Annotated in this window: 14 protein-coding genes; 5 read left to right on the top strand and 9 right to left on the bottom strand. The window is 75.1% G+C overall.

Going from position 1 to position 14,206, the window contains the following annotated elements; all coding sequences use genetic code 11:
* Nucleotides 1–426 precede the first annotated feature (426 nt).
* The 7 genes from pheA to ACIOGZ_RS09260 all read right to left on the bottom strand — a co-directional run bounded on the left by pheA (nucleotide 427) and on the right by ACIOGZ_RS09260 (nucleotide 7,943).
* Nucleotides 427–1,362: a prephenate dehydratase gene (gene pheA / locus ACIOGZ_RS09290; RefSeq protein ID WP_363581480.1), complete on the bottom strand. Its 936-nt coding sequence runs from the start codon at nucleotides 1,360–1,362 to the stop codon at nucleotides 427–429.
* A 141-nt stretch (nucleotides 1,363–1,503) separates the two neighbouring features.
* Nucleotides 1,504–2,841 carry an iron uptake transporter deferrochelatase/peroxidase subunit gene (efeB, locus tag ACIOGZ_RS09285; protein WP_400985447.1) on the bottom strand — a complete coding sequence of 446 codons (1,338 nt, stop codon included), beginning with the start codon at nucleotides 2,839–2,841 and terminating at the stop codon, nucleotides 1,504–1,506.
* Between the two features lie 5 nt (nucleotides 2,842–2,846).
* Complete coding sequence (locus ACIOGZ_RS09280; RefSeq protein WP_400985445.1) at nucleotides 2,847–4,871, bottom strand: FixH family protein; 2,025 nt, start codon at nucleotides 4,869–4,871, stop codon at nucleotides 2,847–2,849.
* A gap of 13 nt (nucleotides 4,872–4,884) precedes the next feature.
* Nucleotides 4,885–5,406 (bottom strand): copper chaperone PCu(A)C, encoded by a 522-nt coding sequence (locus ACIOGZ_RS09275; RefSeq protein WP_363581474.1) that lies wholly within the window; start codon nucleotides 5,404–5,406, stop codon nucleotides 4,885–4,887.
* Nucleotides 5,403–6,071 (bottom strand): SCO family protein, encoded by a 669-nt coding sequence (locus ACIOGZ_RS09270; RefSeq protein ID WP_363581472.1) that lies wholly within the window; start codon nucleotides 6,069–6,071, stop codon nucleotides 5,403–5,405. Before ACIOGZ_RS09270 ends, ACIOGZ_RS09275 begins: the two co-directional genes overlap by 4 nt.
* 79 nt (nucleotides 6,072–6,150) lie before the next feature.
* Nucleotides 6,151–6,906 (bottom strand): YcnI family protein, encoded by a 756-nt coding sequence (locus ACIOGZ_RS09265; protein ID WP_363581470.1) that lies wholly within the window; start codon nucleotides 6,904–6,906, stop codon nucleotides 6,151–6,153.
* A 206-nt stretch (nucleotides 6,907–7,112) separates the two neighbouring features.
* Nucleotides 7,113–7,943, bottom strand: a complete 831-nt coding sequence (locus tag ACIOGZ_RS09260) for a hypothetical protein (RefSeq protein WP_363581468.1) — start codon at nucleotides 7,941–7,943, stop codon at nucleotides 7,113–7,115.
* Nucleotides 7,944–8,172: 229 nt separating this feature from the next.
* Here ACIOGZ_RS09260 and ACIOGZ_RS09255 point away from each other — a divergent pair, with 229 nt between their 5' ends.
* Nucleotides 8,173–8,811 (top strand): ATP-binding protein, encoded by a 639-nt coding sequence (locus tag ACIOGZ_RS09255; RefSeq protein WP_400985443.1) that lies wholly within the window; start codon nucleotides 8,173–8,175, stop codon nucleotides 8,809–8,811.
* Nucleotides 8,812–8,901: 90 nt separating this feature from the next.
* Here the strand turns inward: ACIOGZ_RS09255 and ACIOGZ_RS09250 are convergent, their stop codons facing one another.
* On the bottom strand, nucleotides 8,902–9,885 hold the full coding sequence (locus ACIOGZ_RS09250) for an LAETG motif-containing sortase-dependent surface protein (protein ID WP_363628059.1): 984 nt from the start codon (nucleotides 9,883–9,885) through the stop codon (nucleotides 8,902–8,904).
* A 208-nt stretch (nucleotides 9,886–10,093) separates the two neighbouring features.
* Here ACIOGZ_RS09250 and ACIOGZ_RS09245 point away from each other — a divergent pair, with 208 nt between their 5' ends.
* Nucleotides 10,094–10,324, top strand: a complete 231-nt coding sequence (locus tag ACIOGZ_RS09245; RefSeq protein WP_350880659.1) for a hypothetical protein — start codon at nucleotides 10,094–10,096, stop codon at nucleotides 10,322–10,324.
* A gap of 30 nt (nucleotides 10,325–10,354) precedes the next feature.
* Nucleotides 10,355–11,683 carry an amidase gene (locus tag ACIOGZ_RS09240; protein ID WP_363628060.1) on the top strand — a complete coding sequence of 443 codons (1,329 nt, stop codon included), beginning with the start codon at nucleotides 10,355–10,357 and terminating at the stop codon, nucleotides 11,681–11,683.
* Between the two features lie 7 nt (nucleotides 11,684–11,690).
* On the opposite strand, the gene ACIOGZ_RS09235 is transcribed toward ACIOGZ_RS09240, so the two are convergent.
* The gene (locus tag ACIOGZ_RS09235; protein ID WP_363581458.1) at nucleotides 11,691–12,332 is read right to left on the bottom strand and encodes a TetR/AcrR family transcriptional regulator; all 642 of its coding nucleotides are present in this window, start codon (nucleotides 12,330–12,332) and stop codon (nucleotides 11,691–11,693) included.
* A gap of 174 nt (nucleotides 12,333–12,506) precedes the next feature.
* Between ACIOGZ_RS09235 and ACIOGZ_RS09230 the strand changes: the two genes are divergently transcribed.
* Together ACIOGZ_RS09230 and ACIOGZ_RS09225 are read left to right on the top strand one after the other, a co-directional pair.
* Nucleotides 12,507–13,373 carry an alpha/beta hydrolase gene (locus ACIOGZ_RS09230; RefSeq protein WP_400804456.1) on the top strand — a complete coding sequence of 289 codons (867 nt, stop codon included), beginning with the start codon at nucleotides 12,507–12,509 and terminating at the stop codon, nucleotides 13,371–13,373.
* On the top strand, nucleotides 13,370–13,990 hold the full coding sequence (locus ACIOGZ_RS09225) for a TIGR03086 family metal-binding protein (RefSeq protein WP_400985441.1): 621 nt from the start codon (nucleotides 13,370–13,372) through the stop codon (nucleotides 13,988–13,990). Before ACIOGZ_RS09230 ends, ACIOGZ_RS09225 begins: the two co-directional genes overlap by 4 nt.
* Nucleotides 13,991–14,206: the final 216 nt, after the last annotated feature.

Here is a 14,206-nt window from a genome sequence, read left to right as displayed (position 1 = left end):
TCCACAGGATCCGGGCGGTGCCTGTGGATTGAAGGGGAGGTTGGCCCTCCGATCACCGAAGCCAGGGAATTGAGGTTTCAAACCTCATTTGACCTTCTCGGGTGAGGGAATTGAAGCACTCGGACGGGTGATTTGCTGGCACACGGGTGACTCTGGTCCGATTAGTCATCTCTACGCCGCTAACCAATGATCCGACCGAAACCTGCAGTGGCTATACCGGTTTGTCGACTCATCCCCAGGCCTGTGGATAACTTTCGGCTGTGGATAGTCCCCGCCCCTGTGGATGGCGGGTTCCGGCGCCGCGGGCCCCTGTGGACGACGGGTGCGGTCACCCGCCCCCTTCCGCCCGGCCGGGAGAAAGCGATCGGAAAAGGGCGGAAAGACAAAGGGCATCGATCAGATGTCGTCACGATGCCCTCGCGTGGATCAGATGTCGCCGCGCCCGTCGAGGCACCGGGAGAGCCAGTCGGCGGCGGCCGTGAAATCGTCGTCCGAGGTCCCCGGCCGCCGGTGCGTGGAGACCTGCCGGTCGGCGCGCGGATAGGAGCCGAGGAACCGCACCTGCGGGCTGATCCGCTTCAGCCCCATCAGGGCCTCCGCCACCCGGCGCTCGGACAGGTGCCCCTCGCAGTCGATCAGGAAGCAGTAGTTGCCGATGCCCTCGCCGGTCGGCCGCGACTCGATCCGCATCAGGTTGACCCCGCGCACCGCGAACTCCTGGAGCAGCTCCAGCAGCGCGCCCGGGTGGTCGTCCGGCAGCCAGACCACCATCGAGGTCTTGTCCGCGCCGGTCGGCGAGGAGACCCGGCCCGGGCGGCCGACCAGGACGAACCGGGTGGTCGCGGTCTGCGCGTCCGCGATGTCCTTGACCAGCGGGTCCAGGCCGTAGATCGGCGCCGCGAACTCGCCCGCGAACGCCCCGTCGTAGCGGCCCTCGGCGACCAGCCGGGCGCCGTCCGCGTTGGAGGCGGCCGACTCCCACTGCGCGTCCGGCAGGTTGGCCGCCAGCCAGCGGCGCACCTGCGCCTGGGCCACCGGGTGGCTGGTCACCGTCTTGACCCCCGCCAGGTCGGTGCCCGGCCGCACCAGCAGCGCGAAGGAGATCGGCAGCAGCACCTCACGGTAGATCATCAGCGGTGCACCGGCGGCGAGTTCGTCATTGGTCGCGGTGACGGCGCCCTCGACCGAGTTCTCGATCGGGACGAACGCCCCGGAGGCGTCCCCGCCGCGCACCGCGTCCAGCACCAGCGGTACCGAGGCCAGCGGCACCAGCTCCCGGGTCGCGGCCTCGGGCAGGGTGCGCAGCGCAGCCTCGGTGAAGGTGCCGGCCGGACCGAGGTAGGTGTAGCGGGTGGCCGACATGACGCCTCCGTGGGAAACAGGGGGGAACCGGGGCAGGGGTGTTGCCGAAGAAGTCACCATAACGACTCCGCCCGTCGGCCAGGAAAGCGTTTCGGTGGCCGGGACCGGAGACTGCCGGGACCGGAGACCGCCGGGGGCGTGCTACTCGAAGAGCTGCTGGCCGAGGTAGCCGCCGGCCGGGACGCCCGGCGGCACCGCGTACAGGCCGCTGGCCTCGTGCCGCAGGAAGCGGGAGAGGCCGTCCCCCCGGGCCAGCTTGCGCTGCACCGGGGTGAAGCCCTTGCGCGGGTCGGCCTGGAAGGCGAGGAAGAGCAGCCCGGCGTCCGGCGAGCCGTCGGGCAGCAGGCCGTCGTGGTACGAGAACCCGCGCCGCAGCATCGCCGCCCCGCCGTTGGCGGCCGGGGCGGCCACCCGGACGTGCGCGTCGGCGGGGATCGCCAGCGCGCCGTCCGGGCCCTGCGCGGCCAGGTCGACGGGGGTGCGCTCGCCGGCCCCGGCGGGTGCGCCGAGCGGTGCGCCGTCCGACTTGCGCCGCCCGATCACCCGCTCCTGCCGGTCGGTCGGCAGCGCCTCCCAGTTGTCCAGCAGCATCCGGATCCGCCGGAACACCAGGTACGAGCCGCCGACGAGCCAGGCCGGCTGGTCCGGCCCGGCGGTGCAGAACACCTTGGCGGCGAAGCCGTCCTCGCCCGGCTGGGGGTTGTTGGTGCCGTCGATCTGGCCCATCAGGTTGCGGCCGGTCATCGGGCGCGCGGTGGCACCGGGCGTACGGGCGAAGCCGGCCGACTGCCAGCGCAGCGCCGCCGTGCCGGCCGCCTGGCGTTGCAGCACCCGCAGCGCGTGCACGGCCACCAGGGCGTCGTCGGCGCCGATCTGGACGAACAGGTCGCCGTCGCCGCGTGCGGGGTCGAGCGCGTCGGCGGGGAAGGGCGGCAGCGGTTCGAGCGCCTGCGGGCGGCGGTCGGCCAGCCCGGCCTTGTCGAACAGGGCGGCGCCGAAGCCGACGGTGAGGGTGAGCGAGCAGGGGCCGGCGTCCAGCGCCACCTGGTTGTCGGCGTCCTCGGCCGGCTCCCCGGCGGTCAGCCGCTCGGCGGTCTTCGTCCAGCGCTGGAGCAGGGCGCGCAGCCCGTCCCGGCCGGCGCCCTCGGCCAGGTCGAAGGCGGCCAGCTGGACCCGGGCCTGCTGGGGTTCGAGGATGCCGGCCTGGTGCTCGCCGTGGAACGGCACCCGGGCCGCGCCGAGCGCGCCGCCCGGCCCGGCGGCGGGCGCCGCGCCGGGGTGGCGGTCCAGGGCGACCGCCCCGGCGGCGCCGGCTCCGGCGCCGGCCAGCAGCCCGGCGCCGGCGGTGCCGAGCAGGGCCCGCCGGGTGAAGCCGGCGCGGCCGGGCGCCTGAGCACCCTGTGCTGCGGGCCTCGGCACCGTGGCCCGGTCCGTCGTGGCCCGGTCCGCCGTGGTGCGGTCCGTCGAGGTGTGCTCCATCGCGGTCAGCCGATCTTGAACTGCTGGGTCGGGGTGGTCTGGTCGATGTCGGAGGAGCGGATCTGCACCGACACCACCCAGGTGCCGGCCAGCGGCAGCTGCGCGGTGCCGCTCCAGCGGCCGGTGCCCTCCGGGGTGAGCGCCACCGGCAGCGGGCCGAGGTCGCGGTCCGGCAGGGTGAAGGCGAGCTGCACCTCGGGGACGTCCACCGGCTGCCCGTCCGCGCCGGTCAGCGCGAGGTGCACCTCGTTCGGACCGGTCCGGGCCGGGTTGAGGGTGACGGTCGCCGTCCCCTTGGCGTTCGGGGTGCGGCCCTTGGTGTCGTACGGGAGCTTGAGCTCCACGGTGCGGCCCGGCTCGGTCTGCGGGGCGGGCGCGCCCCCGGCGGCCGGTCCGGCGGCGGGTGCGGCGGCACCGGCCTTGACCTCGCTCGCCACCCGCCCGGGCGGGGAGTTGGTGAGCATCGTGGTGACCACCAGCACCGCCACCGCGACCAGTGCCTCGACCAGCACCGAGCGGCGCAGCCCGGCCCGGGTCGGGGTCAGTCCGCGCTCGCGCCCGGCGCTCTCCCGGGCCGCCTGCTGGCGGGCCAGCTGGGCCTGCCGGAGCGGGTCCTCGGAGTGCGCGGCGGCGACGCCGACCGGCTCCGGCACAGCGGCCGGCTCGACCTCCGCCGCCTCGGCCGGGGCCGCGCGCAGCCGGGCCAGCCAGGTGCGGGAGAACCAGGCGGCGCCGAGCATCACGGCCACGCAGCCGGTCTTCACCAGCAGCAGCCGCCCGTACTCGGTGCCGGTCAGCGCGCCCCAGCTGCCGAGGCCGCGCCAGGACTGGTAGACGCCGGTGGCGGCCAGCACCGCGACCGAGCCGAAGGCGACCTTCGAGAAGCGGTCGACGACCTGCGCGCCGACACCCTCGCGCAGCGCGACCAGCAACGCGGCCAGGCCGCCCAGCCAGAGCGCCATCGCGATCAGGTGCAGCATGCCGAGCGGCAGCGACAGCCAGACCTGGATGCCGACCGAGGCGTGGTCGGCGCCGACCCAGGTCGCCGCCAGGGCGATCGAGAGCACCAGCCCGGCGACGCCGAGGCCCAGCCGGGCCTCGCGCTGAGGCCGCTCGGCGGCGCGCTGCTCCAGCTCCCGCAGCTCGGCCTCCTCGGCCTCCTCGTCGCTCGCGCCTCCGGCGCTCCCCGTGCTCCCCGTGCTCCCGGCGCCGCCGGGCCGCACCGCCGGCCGGGCCGGCTGCCCCAACTGGCCGACCAGCAGCGACAGGAACACCCCGCTCGCCGCGAGCAGCAGCAGCCGGGCGGCCAGCGCGGTGCCGATCCGCTCGTCCAGGGTGGCGCGCACCAGCGACAGGTCGAGGGCCTTGCCGATCCCCGAACCGCGCTCGTACGGGCCGCGCAGCATCAGCACCGCGACGGTGGAGGCCAGCAGCGCCGCCCAGCCGGTCATCAGCAGCCGCTGCATCCGGCGCCGGGCGGCGCCCTCCGGCCAGCAGATCAGCACGAACGCGGCGACGCCGGCGAGCAGCGCGAACGCCGCGTACGCGACGGTGCGCCCGGTGCCGTAGAGGGCGGAGACCAGGCCGTCGGCCTTGGCGCCCTGGAGCGCGGTGGCGGACACCGAGGTGTCCGAGGGCGCGCCGATGGAGAAGGTGAACGCGCCGCCGATCGGGTGCGAGTCCTCCGAGACGGCCCGCCAGGCGACGGTGTACGTGCCGTTGGCGAGCCCGCTGTTCAGTCCGACCCGGGCGGTGTCCGCCTTGCCGCCGGCATGCCCGGGGTTGCCGGTGTCCACCGCCTTGCCGGCCGGGTCGAGCACCCGCACCGAGTCGCTGGACAGCGACACGGACTCGCTGAAGGTCAGCGTGACCGCCTGCGGGGCGGTGGCGACCACCGAGTTCTGGTGCGGGTCGGTGGACTCCAGGGTGGCGTGCGCGGCGGCCGGTCCGGCGCCGGCGAGCATCAGCGCGAGCAGCGCGCCGAGCGTCCCGAGCAGTCCGGCGATGCGGCGGTGGGCGGCCTTCTCCATGCTGGCGGTCCCCTTAACTCTGGCCGGGGCGGTAGGTGAGCTCCTTGACCGGCACCTTGACCGACAGGGTGCCGGACTTGGCGAAGGTCAGGTCGAGCTCCAGCTCGTCGCCGAGGGCGGGGGCCTTCTGCCATCCCATGATCATCAGGTGGGTGCCGCCGCGGGCGAACTCCAACGCGCCGTGCGCGGGCACGTCCAGGCTCGGGACCTGCTCCATGCTCGACGGGGTCGAGCGGTGCATGGTGACGGACTCGGCGCCCGGGCTGCTCACCTTGACCAGCTGGTCCTGCCCGCCGTCGTTGCGGACGGTCAGGTAGCCGGCGGCCATCCCGCCGGCCGGGGGCAGCGGGATGTAGGAGTCGGCGACGCTCAGCTTCGCCGCCCCGCCGCCGGCACCGCCCTGACCGCCTGCCCCGCAGGCGACCAGGATGGCGCCGCCGCCCAGGGCCGTCGCCAGTACCGCGCCCGTGAGCGCCGTCCGTCGGAAGCCGAGGGTCGCGCGGCCGGCCGGGGCGTGGCCGGTCGAGGCCTTCATGCCGCGACCCCCTTGGCGAGCAGCGGCAGGTCGTGCTCGTAGGTCTTCTCCTCGGTGCCGCTCAGGTAGAGCACGTGCGCCTTGTCGTCCGAGGGGAGGAAGGCCAGCACCTGCGCGCCGTGGGTCGAGGTGACGGTGCCGTCCGCGTTGACCACCGGGTCCTCGATCATGATGCCGAGCGACCTGGCGGCCGTCTTCACCTTGGCCAGGTCGCCGGTCAGGCCTATGAAGTCGCTGCCCATCGAGTCCAGCCAGGTGCGCAGCACCTTGGGGGTGTCGCGCTGCGGGTCGGTGGAGACGAAGACGACGTTGACCTTCTGCCGCTCCTCGGCCGGGAGCGCCTTCATCGCGACGCCGATGTCGCCCATGGTGGTCGGGCAGACGTCCGGGCAGCTGGTGTAGCCGAAGAACAGCAGCGTGGTCTTGCCGTTGGTCTGCTGCCGCAGGTCGTACGGCTGGCCGGAGGTGTCGGTCAGCTGGAGGTCGGGCTTCTCGAAGTTCTTGGTGAGCACCGTGCCCTGGTACGGCGAGTCGGACTTCTGCTGGACGACCTTGGCGGCGGTCGAGCCGCCCCCGGAGGAGCCGCAGGCGGTCAGCGTCAGGGCGGCGGCGAGCGCGACGGCGGCCGCGCCGGCCAGGCGGGTGGTGCGGGTGGTGCGGAGCATGGGAGATCCGATCGTGCGGGGTGGGACCGCCGGCGGGACCGTACCCGGGGCGTGGGTACGGCCCCGCCGGCGGGGTGGGTCAGGAGGCGGAGCCGCTGCTCCGGCGGCGCAGGCCGAGCACGCCGACGGCGGTGCCGATCACGCCGACCACGATGCCGACCACGCCGAGCACCCGGGCGGTGGAGTCGCTGGACTTGGCGCCGGCCGGGGCCGCGGCGTGGTCGGAGCTGTCGCCATGGGCGCCCGCGGAGGGGGAGGCAGTGACGCCGCCGTGGGCGTCCTCACCGGCGGCGGCCTTGGTGAGCTTCAGGACGGGGGCCGGGTGGGCCGGCTCGGGCTGGCCGTCCTTGGACTCGTCGATCCAGCGGACGATGTCGCCGTTGTCGTAGGTCTGCAGGGTCTTGAAGACCATGCTGTCGGCGTCGGACGGCAGCGGGCCGATCGAGACCCGGAACTCCTGGAACTGACCGGGGGCGATCTTGGTGCCGGCGTCGGCGGTCCAGGTGATCTTGGAGACGGCCTCGTTGACGTCGCTGCCGTGCACCTTGATCGGCTTGTCGAGCTTCGCCTTCTCGACGGTCGCGGTCCAGCCCGGCAGCGGCAGGGTGCGGACGGAGGCCAGCGGGTGGTCCAGCGGGAGGTTGACCTCCAGCTTCACCGTGCCGGCGGCGTCGCTCTCGTTCGGCACCCGGAAGTCGACGGCCGTGTAGCCGCCCTGGGCGGCCGCACCCGGGTTCACGGTGACGTGCGCGAACGCGGGACCGGCCAGCGCCACCACGGAGGCGGCGGCGGTGAGGGCGACGGCGGCGAGACGGCGGGTGGGAAGGGAACGCATGATGCGGTGTCTCCGATCGGAGCTCGGCGGACCGGCCCGCGTCCGGGCGACGGGAAGACCGTGCCTCGGCGGGGCCGCGCGTGGGGACGTGCTGGGGACGTGTGGGGGCGGAACCGGGGGCCGTCGGCGTGTCGGGGACACGCGGGACCGGCCCGGGACGCTGCGCACAACCGGGGCCCGACACGAAGGGGGCGCCAGGAGCCGGATCAGTACGCGAAGGCCCCGAGCGGCGGACCGCGCCGCACCACGCTGTGCCGCAGCGCGGCACCCGCCGGAAGCGGACTCTCCCCGCCCCGGACGCCGAACCGGCGGGCCGGACCGGCCGCGCCGAACAGGCCGCGCAGCAGCGCCGCCACCAGCACCAGCGCCGACCGCAGCGGCGCCGCCCAGTGCTCCCGGGCCGCCGACGCGGTCACCCGCACCAGCCGCCACAGCGCCGCCTCACCGCGCCGCAGCCACCAGCCCGCGACCAGCGCGGCGGCCAGGTGCCCGGCCAGCATCGACGGCGTCATCCCGAACACGCCGCCCTGCCACCACGGGGCGACGGCGTACGCGTTCGGGTCCAGGCCCGCCGAGGAGACCAGCTGCTCGGCGGTCGGGCTCCCCGGCAGGCCGGCCAGCGTGCCGGGGCGCGCCTCGTTGCAGATCAGCCGGCCCGCCACGGTCGGCAGGGTCAGCGGACCGGAGCCGCCGTGGTGCATGCCGGCCATGCCGCCGATCGCGGCGTGGCCGTTGAAGCTGTGGAACAGGCAGTGCAGCCCGAGCTGCCCCGCGCCCAGCGCACCGGCGATGGCCGTCAGCGAACGTTCCCGCCCACCGCAGGCCACCGCGAGCACCAGCACCGCGGCGAAGCCCGTCGCCAACGCGGCCGGCGGCACGTTCCCGCCACCCGCCAGGGCGTGCCCGGCAGCCGCTATCAACGTGCACACCAGGGCGAACGGGACGGCCCGGGCAAGCCGCAGGTCCCAGGCGGCGGCCCCCACCGGCGCATCCGGTGCGAGGGCGCCCGGGAGCGGGGCGGCGGGGAGGGCAGTCATGGCCGAGACATCATCTCACCGCCTACCTCGCCCGCGTGGGCAGGGTGGGAAATCCCTACGAATGCCCCGTTCGGCAGCGGCGTGCAGGCCGGCGAGTGCGCCACTCGGCACAATCCACGGCCTCAGTCCATCCGCCGAACGGGCGGCAGCGGGCCCCGGGCACGGTTCACCGCCGAATCGCCCGGAGATACCTAGTTGTATGTGGAGCCGCAGCCAGGAGGGACCTCCCGTGGACATCTGGTGGACTCTGCACCTCAAGCGCGACCCGGCCAGCGTCCCGCTGGCCCGGCGCATCCTGCTCGGTGCCATGGCGACGGCGGGCGTCGACCCGCAGATCGCCCATGACCTCGGCGTCGCCCTCAGCGAGGCCTGCGCCAACGCCGTCGAGCACGGCGCCTGCGGGCGGCCCGACGGCGGCTTCCAGGTCACCGCCTCGATCAGCGGCGACCGCCTGCGGATCGAGGTCACCGACTCCGGCCCCGGCCTTCCCGGCCCCGTCGGCACCCCCGCCCCGGCGGTGCGCCGCCGCCCCGTCCCCCCGCCGCCGCCCCGCCCGGCCGCGCACCGCCGCCCCCGCCGCGGCCGCGCCACCGTCCCGGCCCGCGTCCTCACCGCCCACCAGCCCCGGCGCGACGGCCACCCCTACGACACCCACGTCCTCCCCGCCCGCCCCACGGCGCCCACGCTGCGCCCCGTGGACCTCGACACCCTCCCGGACCTCACCGCCGAATCCGGCCGGGGCCTCTTCCTCATCCACGCCCTCACCGACCACGTCCAGCTCCGCAACCACCCGCTCCGGGGCGCCATCGTGAGTTTCGACAAGATCCTCAAGTGGCAGGACGGCGCCTTGTTGCGGGCAGCGTCCTGACACGGCGAACCGATGACGACGAACTGATACGACGAACGCCGGGGGCGCGGACCACGGTCCGCGCCCCCGGCGTTCACCCGGGTGCAGGGGTCAGCTGTGCGCGCCGGCCTTGCGGCGGCGCAGGACGAACACGGTGCCGGCGCCGGCCGCCAGGACGGCGGCGCCGCCGAGGGCGATCGGCAGGGTGTTGGAGTCGGCGCCGGTCTCGGCCAGGTGCGGGCCCGCCGACGGCGAGGCGGAGGCCGAACCGTGGCCGGCGGCCGCGGGGGTGCTGCTGGCGCCACCGGCCTCGGCGACCCGGAACTTGCCCTCGAAGGGGTTGTAGAACTGGGTGCAGGCGTTCGGCTTGTCGTTGGCCGGGGTGGGCACCTTGTCGTTGTCGAACGCGTCGGAGCCGGCGTCGTAGTTGGCGCCGTAGTTCCCGACCGGGGCCTTGGCGGTGGCGGCGATCCGGACCTGGTAGGTGATCTTCTCGCCCTTGGCCAGCTTGATGTCCGGCGACTGGAGGTCGCGGTCGTCGAGCTTTGCGGGCTTCCAGCCGGAGCCGGTGTTCAGCTGCACGTCGAAGAACTCGGTGCTCCACTGGACGGGGTAGTCCCCGTCGAACTCGTCGGTGACGTAGAGCGAGTTGTGGACGACGGGCAGATCGACGCCGCTGTTGTTCTGCCAGGTCACGCTCAGCTCGGCGGCCGGTCCGCCCTTGACCAGGGTGGTGCCGTACAGGCCGGAGCCGGTGACCTTGAGCAGCGGGCTCTGGTAGACGCCGCCGTGGCATCGCATGCTGTTGGTCGGGGTCGGCATCGGCAGGGTGGACGGCCGGTTGGTGGGGGTGGCCGTCGCGGTGTGGCTGGGGGTGGTGCTCGGAGTCGCCGTGGCGGGGGCGCTCGGGGTGGTGCTCGGGGCCGGGGTGCTCGGCGCGGGGGTGCTCGGCGCGGGGGCGCTCGGGGTGGCCGTGCTGGAGGTGGGGGGCGGGGAGGAGGGGACTCCGACCGCACTCGCGCTGACGGCGCCGACCGTGGTGCCGAAGGAGAGCGCCATCAGCGCGGACGCGGCCAGAAGGCGAGAAGAGCGCACGTTGAGAAGCTCCAGATTGGGGTAAATGGGGTTGATTTCGGGCGACTTGAGACCTCCGGCAGGGCCGTCGGCGCTGGTCGCGCCCGCGAACCCTACCGGTTGCGGGTGGCTGGTTTCGATCGGATTTGGCGCTAAGTGATCGATGCTGCCCAGCGCGCCCGTTCGGCCACCGGTTGCCGGGGTGGCCGGGGGGCCGGACGATGGCCGCATGAAGCACCAGATGCGAGCCGAGTACGGGGCCGGGGGTGCGACCGGCGGGGTGCGGTTGTGGCACATGGTCCGGGGGGCGGAGAGCGTGGCGATGTGCGGCCGGGAGCTCGACCCGGGCGCGCAGGTGCGGGAGCCGGTGGACTGGGGCAAGACGCCGGAGCTGTGCTGCCACACCTGCGGGGCGTACTACCTGCGCGAGACGCCGTACCTGTCGGCCGAACACCAGTAGCGCGCCAACGGGTGGTCTACCGTGATCGGCATGGAGCAACCCCTCGCCCGGCCACGGTCGTTGACCCGTGAGGCCGCCGGGCTGCGGTCCGGCGTACCGGGCCTGTCCGAGCACGTCGACCGGTTCTGCGGGCTGGTCGAGCGGGTGGATCCGTTGATCCACGCGTTCGTCCCGGAGCCGGGGCGGCACGAGCGGCTGCGCGCGCAGGCGCGGGCGCTGGCCGCGCGGTACCCCGAGCCGGCCGGGCGGCCGCCGCTGTACGGGGTGACGGTGGGGGTCAAGGACATCGTGCACGTGGACGGGCTGCCCACGCACGGCGGTTCGGCGCTGCCGCCGGGGGTCCTGGCGGGGCCGCAGGCCGTGGTGGTGGACCGGCTGCGGGCGGCCGGGGCGCTGGTCGCCGGCAAGACGGTGACCGCCGAGTTCGCGGCGAGCGCGCCAGGACCGACCCGCAACCCGCACCATCCCGGGCACACCCCGGGCGGCTCCAGCAGCGGGTCGGCGGCGGCGGTCGCGGCGGGGCTGGTGCCGCTGGCGGTCGGCACCCAGACGGTGGGATCGGTGATCCGGCCGGCCGCGTACTGCGGGGTGGTGGGCTTCCGGCCCACGTACGGGCGGATCCCGATGGCCGGGGTGATCCCGAACGCGCCGAGCTTCGACACCCTGGGGGTGTTCACGGCCGACCTGGCCGGGGCGGCCCTGGCGGCTGCACTGCTCTGCGACGACTGGCGGGGCGACGACTGGCGCGGCGGGCCGGCGGCCGGGGGCCGGCCGGTGCTCGGGGTCCCGGACGGCGCGTACCTGGAGCGGGCCGAGCCGGCGGCGCTGCGCGTCTTCGAGGAGAGCCTGGAGCGCCTGGCGCAGGCCGGCCTGACGGTGCGCCGGGTGCCGCTGTTCCCGGACTTCGCCGGGATCACCCGGCAATTGCAGACGATCAACCGCTTCGAGCTGGCCCGCGGCCACGCCGACTGGTTCGCCCGGTTCGGCGGCCTGTACCGGCCGGAGACGGCGGCGAGCATCCGGGTCGGCCAGGGCGTCGCGGCAGAGGACCGGGCGGCCGCGCTCCAGGCCCGGGAGCGGTTGCGCGAGCGGGTCGCCCGGGCGACCGCCGAGGTCGGAGTGGACCTGTGGCTGGCGCCGTCGGCGACCGGCGGGGCGCCGGAGGGCCTGCACACCACCGGGGACGCGGTGATGTCGCTGCCGTGGAGCTACCTGGGCCTGCCCGCGCTGAGCCTGCCGGCCGGACGGACGGCGGAGGGGTTGCCGCTGGGCCTCCAGGTGGTGGGCGCGGCGGGCGGCGACGAGCGGCTGCTGGCCCAGGCGGCTTTCCTGGAAGGGGCGCTGGGCGGAAAAGCCTAGGAGCCTGCTAGGCGAGCGCCGGGTCGGCCGGGTCGGTGGCCTCGGCGCGCAGCAGGCGCAGCAGGAGGCGGCCGGCCCGCTGGTAGGGGGTGTCCTCGTCGTGCAGCACGGCCTGCGAGTTGGCCGTCTCCAGGAGGGCGATCAGGGCGAAGGCGAGGTCGTCGAGGTCGGTGCCGGGCCGCAGGCCGCCGGTGGCGCGGGCCTCGGCGAGGGCGTCGGCGATCACCTGGCGCCACTCGCGGGCGCAGTCGGCGAGGGCGTCCCGGACGGCGCCGGGGCGGGCGTCGAACTCGGCGGTGACCTCGTAGAAGAAGCAGCCGCCGGGGAAGACCCGGGCCCGGGAGTAGGCGAGCCAGCTCTCGCAGAGGGCGCGGGCCCGGGCGAGGCCGGGCGGGGTGTCGGCGACCGGGGCGACGACGGCGTCGGCGAAGATGCGGCGGGCGGCGCGGACGGTGGCGAGCTGGAGCTCCTCCTTGGAGCCGAAGCCGGCGAACACGCCGCTCTTGCTGAGCCCGAGGTCGGTGGCGAGGCGACCGATGGAGAGCGCGCCGAGGCCTTCGACGGAGGCGATCGCGACGGCGCGGTGCAGCACCGCCCGGCGGGTCTCCTCGCCGCGCAGGACCCGTCCGTCCGTGGTCGACCCGGCCATCGGCCACCTCAGTTCTCGTCGTCGCCGTCGCCGTCGCGGTGCGTGCCGCCAGGGTAGCCCGGGGGCGGGCGGCGGACTTCCCGCCCATGAAACTGCACGAACGGTCGTGCTAATATCCGGGCCCAGTACGGCCCCGCACCCCGGCACGCCCGTCCGCACCGACAGGGAGACCGCATGGACCCGGCCCTCGCACTGGTTCGCACCGCCCTCAACACCACCTCGCACCTGGCGCCCCGGCTGGCCGGCCGCGCCACGTACGAGCTGTTCCAGCGTCCGCTGCGGCGCAGCGCCGTCCGCCCCGCCGAGCGGGAGACCCACCGGCAGGCCGCCGTCGAGCGGATCACCGTGAACGGCAAGGACGTCGTCGTCTACCGCTGGGGCGACGGCGCCCGGCCGGTGCTGCTGATGCACGGCTGGCGCTCCCGCGCCTCGCGCTTCGCCCCCTACGTGCCCCGGCTGCGCGCGCTCGGGCTGAGCCCGGTCGCCTTCGACGCGCCGGGCCACGGCGACTCCGGCGGCCGGGCCACCACGGTGCTGGAGTACCGCGCCATCGCCGGGCAACTCCAGGACGGCTACGGCGGGTTCGAGGCGATCGTGGCGCACTCGCTGGGCGTGGCCGGGGCGTTCCTGGCGCTGCGCGAGGGGGTCCGGGCCGGGCGGCTGGTCGCGCTCGCCGGGGTCAGCGAATTCGCCTACCTGCCGGGCGCGTTCTGCGCCGGGCTCGGCCTCGGCCCGGTGATCGAGCGGGACCTGCGGCACCGGATCGAGCACGAGCTGTTCGCCGGCACCGAGGACCCGTGGCGGCGCTTCGACGCCGCGCACCGGCCCGAGGAGGTGTCGCCGCCGATCCTGGTGGCGCACGACGAGGGCGACGACGTGGTCGGAATATCGCACGCGCGGCGCCTGAAAGCCGCGTACGGTGACCGGCTGGAACTACTGGTCACCCGAGGGCTCGGCCACCGCCGGATCGTCGCCGAGCCCACCGTCATCGACAACGCGATCGGCTTCCTGTCGGCCGGTCAGGAGGTCAGCGCCGCATGAGCCGTGCCGGAGAGCTCGTCGAACTGCACGCCCGGTCCCTGGAGTTGGCCGCCGAAGTGGTGGACGGCCTGCGGTCGGACCAGCTGGAGCTGCCGAGCCCGTGCGCGGGCTGGACGCTGCGGCGGCTGATGGAGCACATCGTCGGCCAGCACCAGGGCTTCGCCGCGGCCGCCCGCGGCGCCGGGACCGACCTCGCGCTCTGGGCCGACGCCCCGGTCGGCGACGACCCGGCGGGCGCCTTCCGCCGCACGGGCGCCGAGCTCACCGAGGCGTTCCGCGAGGCCGTGGCGGCCGGGCGCGAGGTCTGGCTGCCGGAGATCCAGCACGGCGGCCCCTTCCCGCTGGCGCACGCGGTCGGCTTCCACCTGCTCGACATCCTGGTGCACGGCTGGGACGTCGCGGCCGCGCTCGGTGTCCAGGCCCCGTTCACCGCCGTCGTGGACGGCGACGAGGCGCTGGCGGCGACCCTGCTGGCGGTCGCCGAGGCCGTCCCGGCCGCGCCGGAGAACCGGGTGCCGGGCAAGGCGTTCGCGCCGCGCCTCGAACCGGGTGCGGCGGGCGGCCGGTTCGACCGCGCGCTGGCCCTGCTCGGGCGGGACCCGGCCTGGAAGGCCTGAAGCTTTCGGGTGCGGGCGGGCGCAGGCCTGGCGTCAGGCGTGCCGGCCGCCGCGCTGTTCGTCGGGGAAGCGCGGCCCGCCGATCAGGAAGAGCAGCGCGGCGGTCGGAAAGCCGGTCGAGGCGGCCACTAGCACGATGAACTCCCAGAACATCTCCTGCTCCTCGTCAGTCCCGGGCCGCCCGGACACCCGAAGGTGATCCCAAACCTGACAGGC

This window comes from Kitasatospora sp. NPDC088160 (genome assembly GCF_044741445.1).
Lineage (GTDB): Bacteria > Actinomycetota > Actinomycetes > Streptomycetales > Streptomycetaceae > Kitasatospora.
Note: the sequence above shows the minus strand (reverse complement) of the source record. Positions and strands in the feature narration are given on the sequence as shown.

Coding starts and splice junctions, on each gene's coding strand:
- pheA (WP_363581480.1), bottom strand. CDS start 1,362: ATGTCGGCCACCCGCTACACCTACCTCGGTCCGGCCGGCACCTTCACC.
- efeB (WP_400985447.1), bottom strand. CDS start 2,841: ATGGAGCACACCTCGACGGACCGCACCACGGCGGACCGGGCCACGACG.
- ACIOGZ_RS09280 (WP_400985445.1), bottom strand. CDS start 4,871: ATGGAGAAGGCCGCCCACCGCCGCATCGCCGGACTGCTCGGGACGCTC.
- ACIOGZ_RS09275 (WP_363581474.1), bottom strand. CDS start 5,406: ATGAAGGCCTCGACCGGCCACGCCCCGGCCGGCCGCGCGACCCTCGGC.
- ACIOGZ_RS09270 (WP_363581472.1), bottom strand. CDS start 6,071: ATGCTCCGCACCACCCGCACCACCCGCCTGGCCGGCGCGGCCGCCGTC.
- ACIOGZ_RS09265 (WP_363581470.1), bottom strand. CDS start 6,906: ATGCGTTCCCTTCCCACCCGCCGTCTCGCCGCCGTCGCCCTCACCGCC.
- ACIOGZ_RS09260 (WP_363581468.1), bottom strand. CDS start 7,943: ATGACTGCCCTCCCCGCCGCCCCGCTCCCGGGCGCCCTCGCACCGGAT.
- ACIOGZ_RS09245 (WP_350880659.1), top strand. CDS start 10,094: ATGAAGCACCAGATGCGAGCCGAGTACGGGGCCGGGGGTGCGACCGGC.
- ACIOGZ_RS09240 (WP_363628060.1), top strand. CDS start 10,355: ATGGAGCAACCCCTCGCCCGGCCACGGTCGTTGACCCGTGAGGCCGCC.
- ACIOGZ_RS09235 (WP_363581458.1), bottom strand. CDS start 12,332: ATGGCCGGGTCGACCACGGACGGACGGGTCCTGCGCGGCGAGGAGACC.
- ACIOGZ_RS09230 (WP_400804456.1), top strand. CDS start 12,507: ATGGACCCGGCCCTCGCACTGGTTCGCACCGCCCTCAACACCACCTCG.
- ACIOGZ_RS09225 (WP_400985441.1), top strand. CDS start 13,370: ATGAGCCGTGCCGGAGAGCTCGTCGAACTGCACGCCCGGTCCCTGGAG.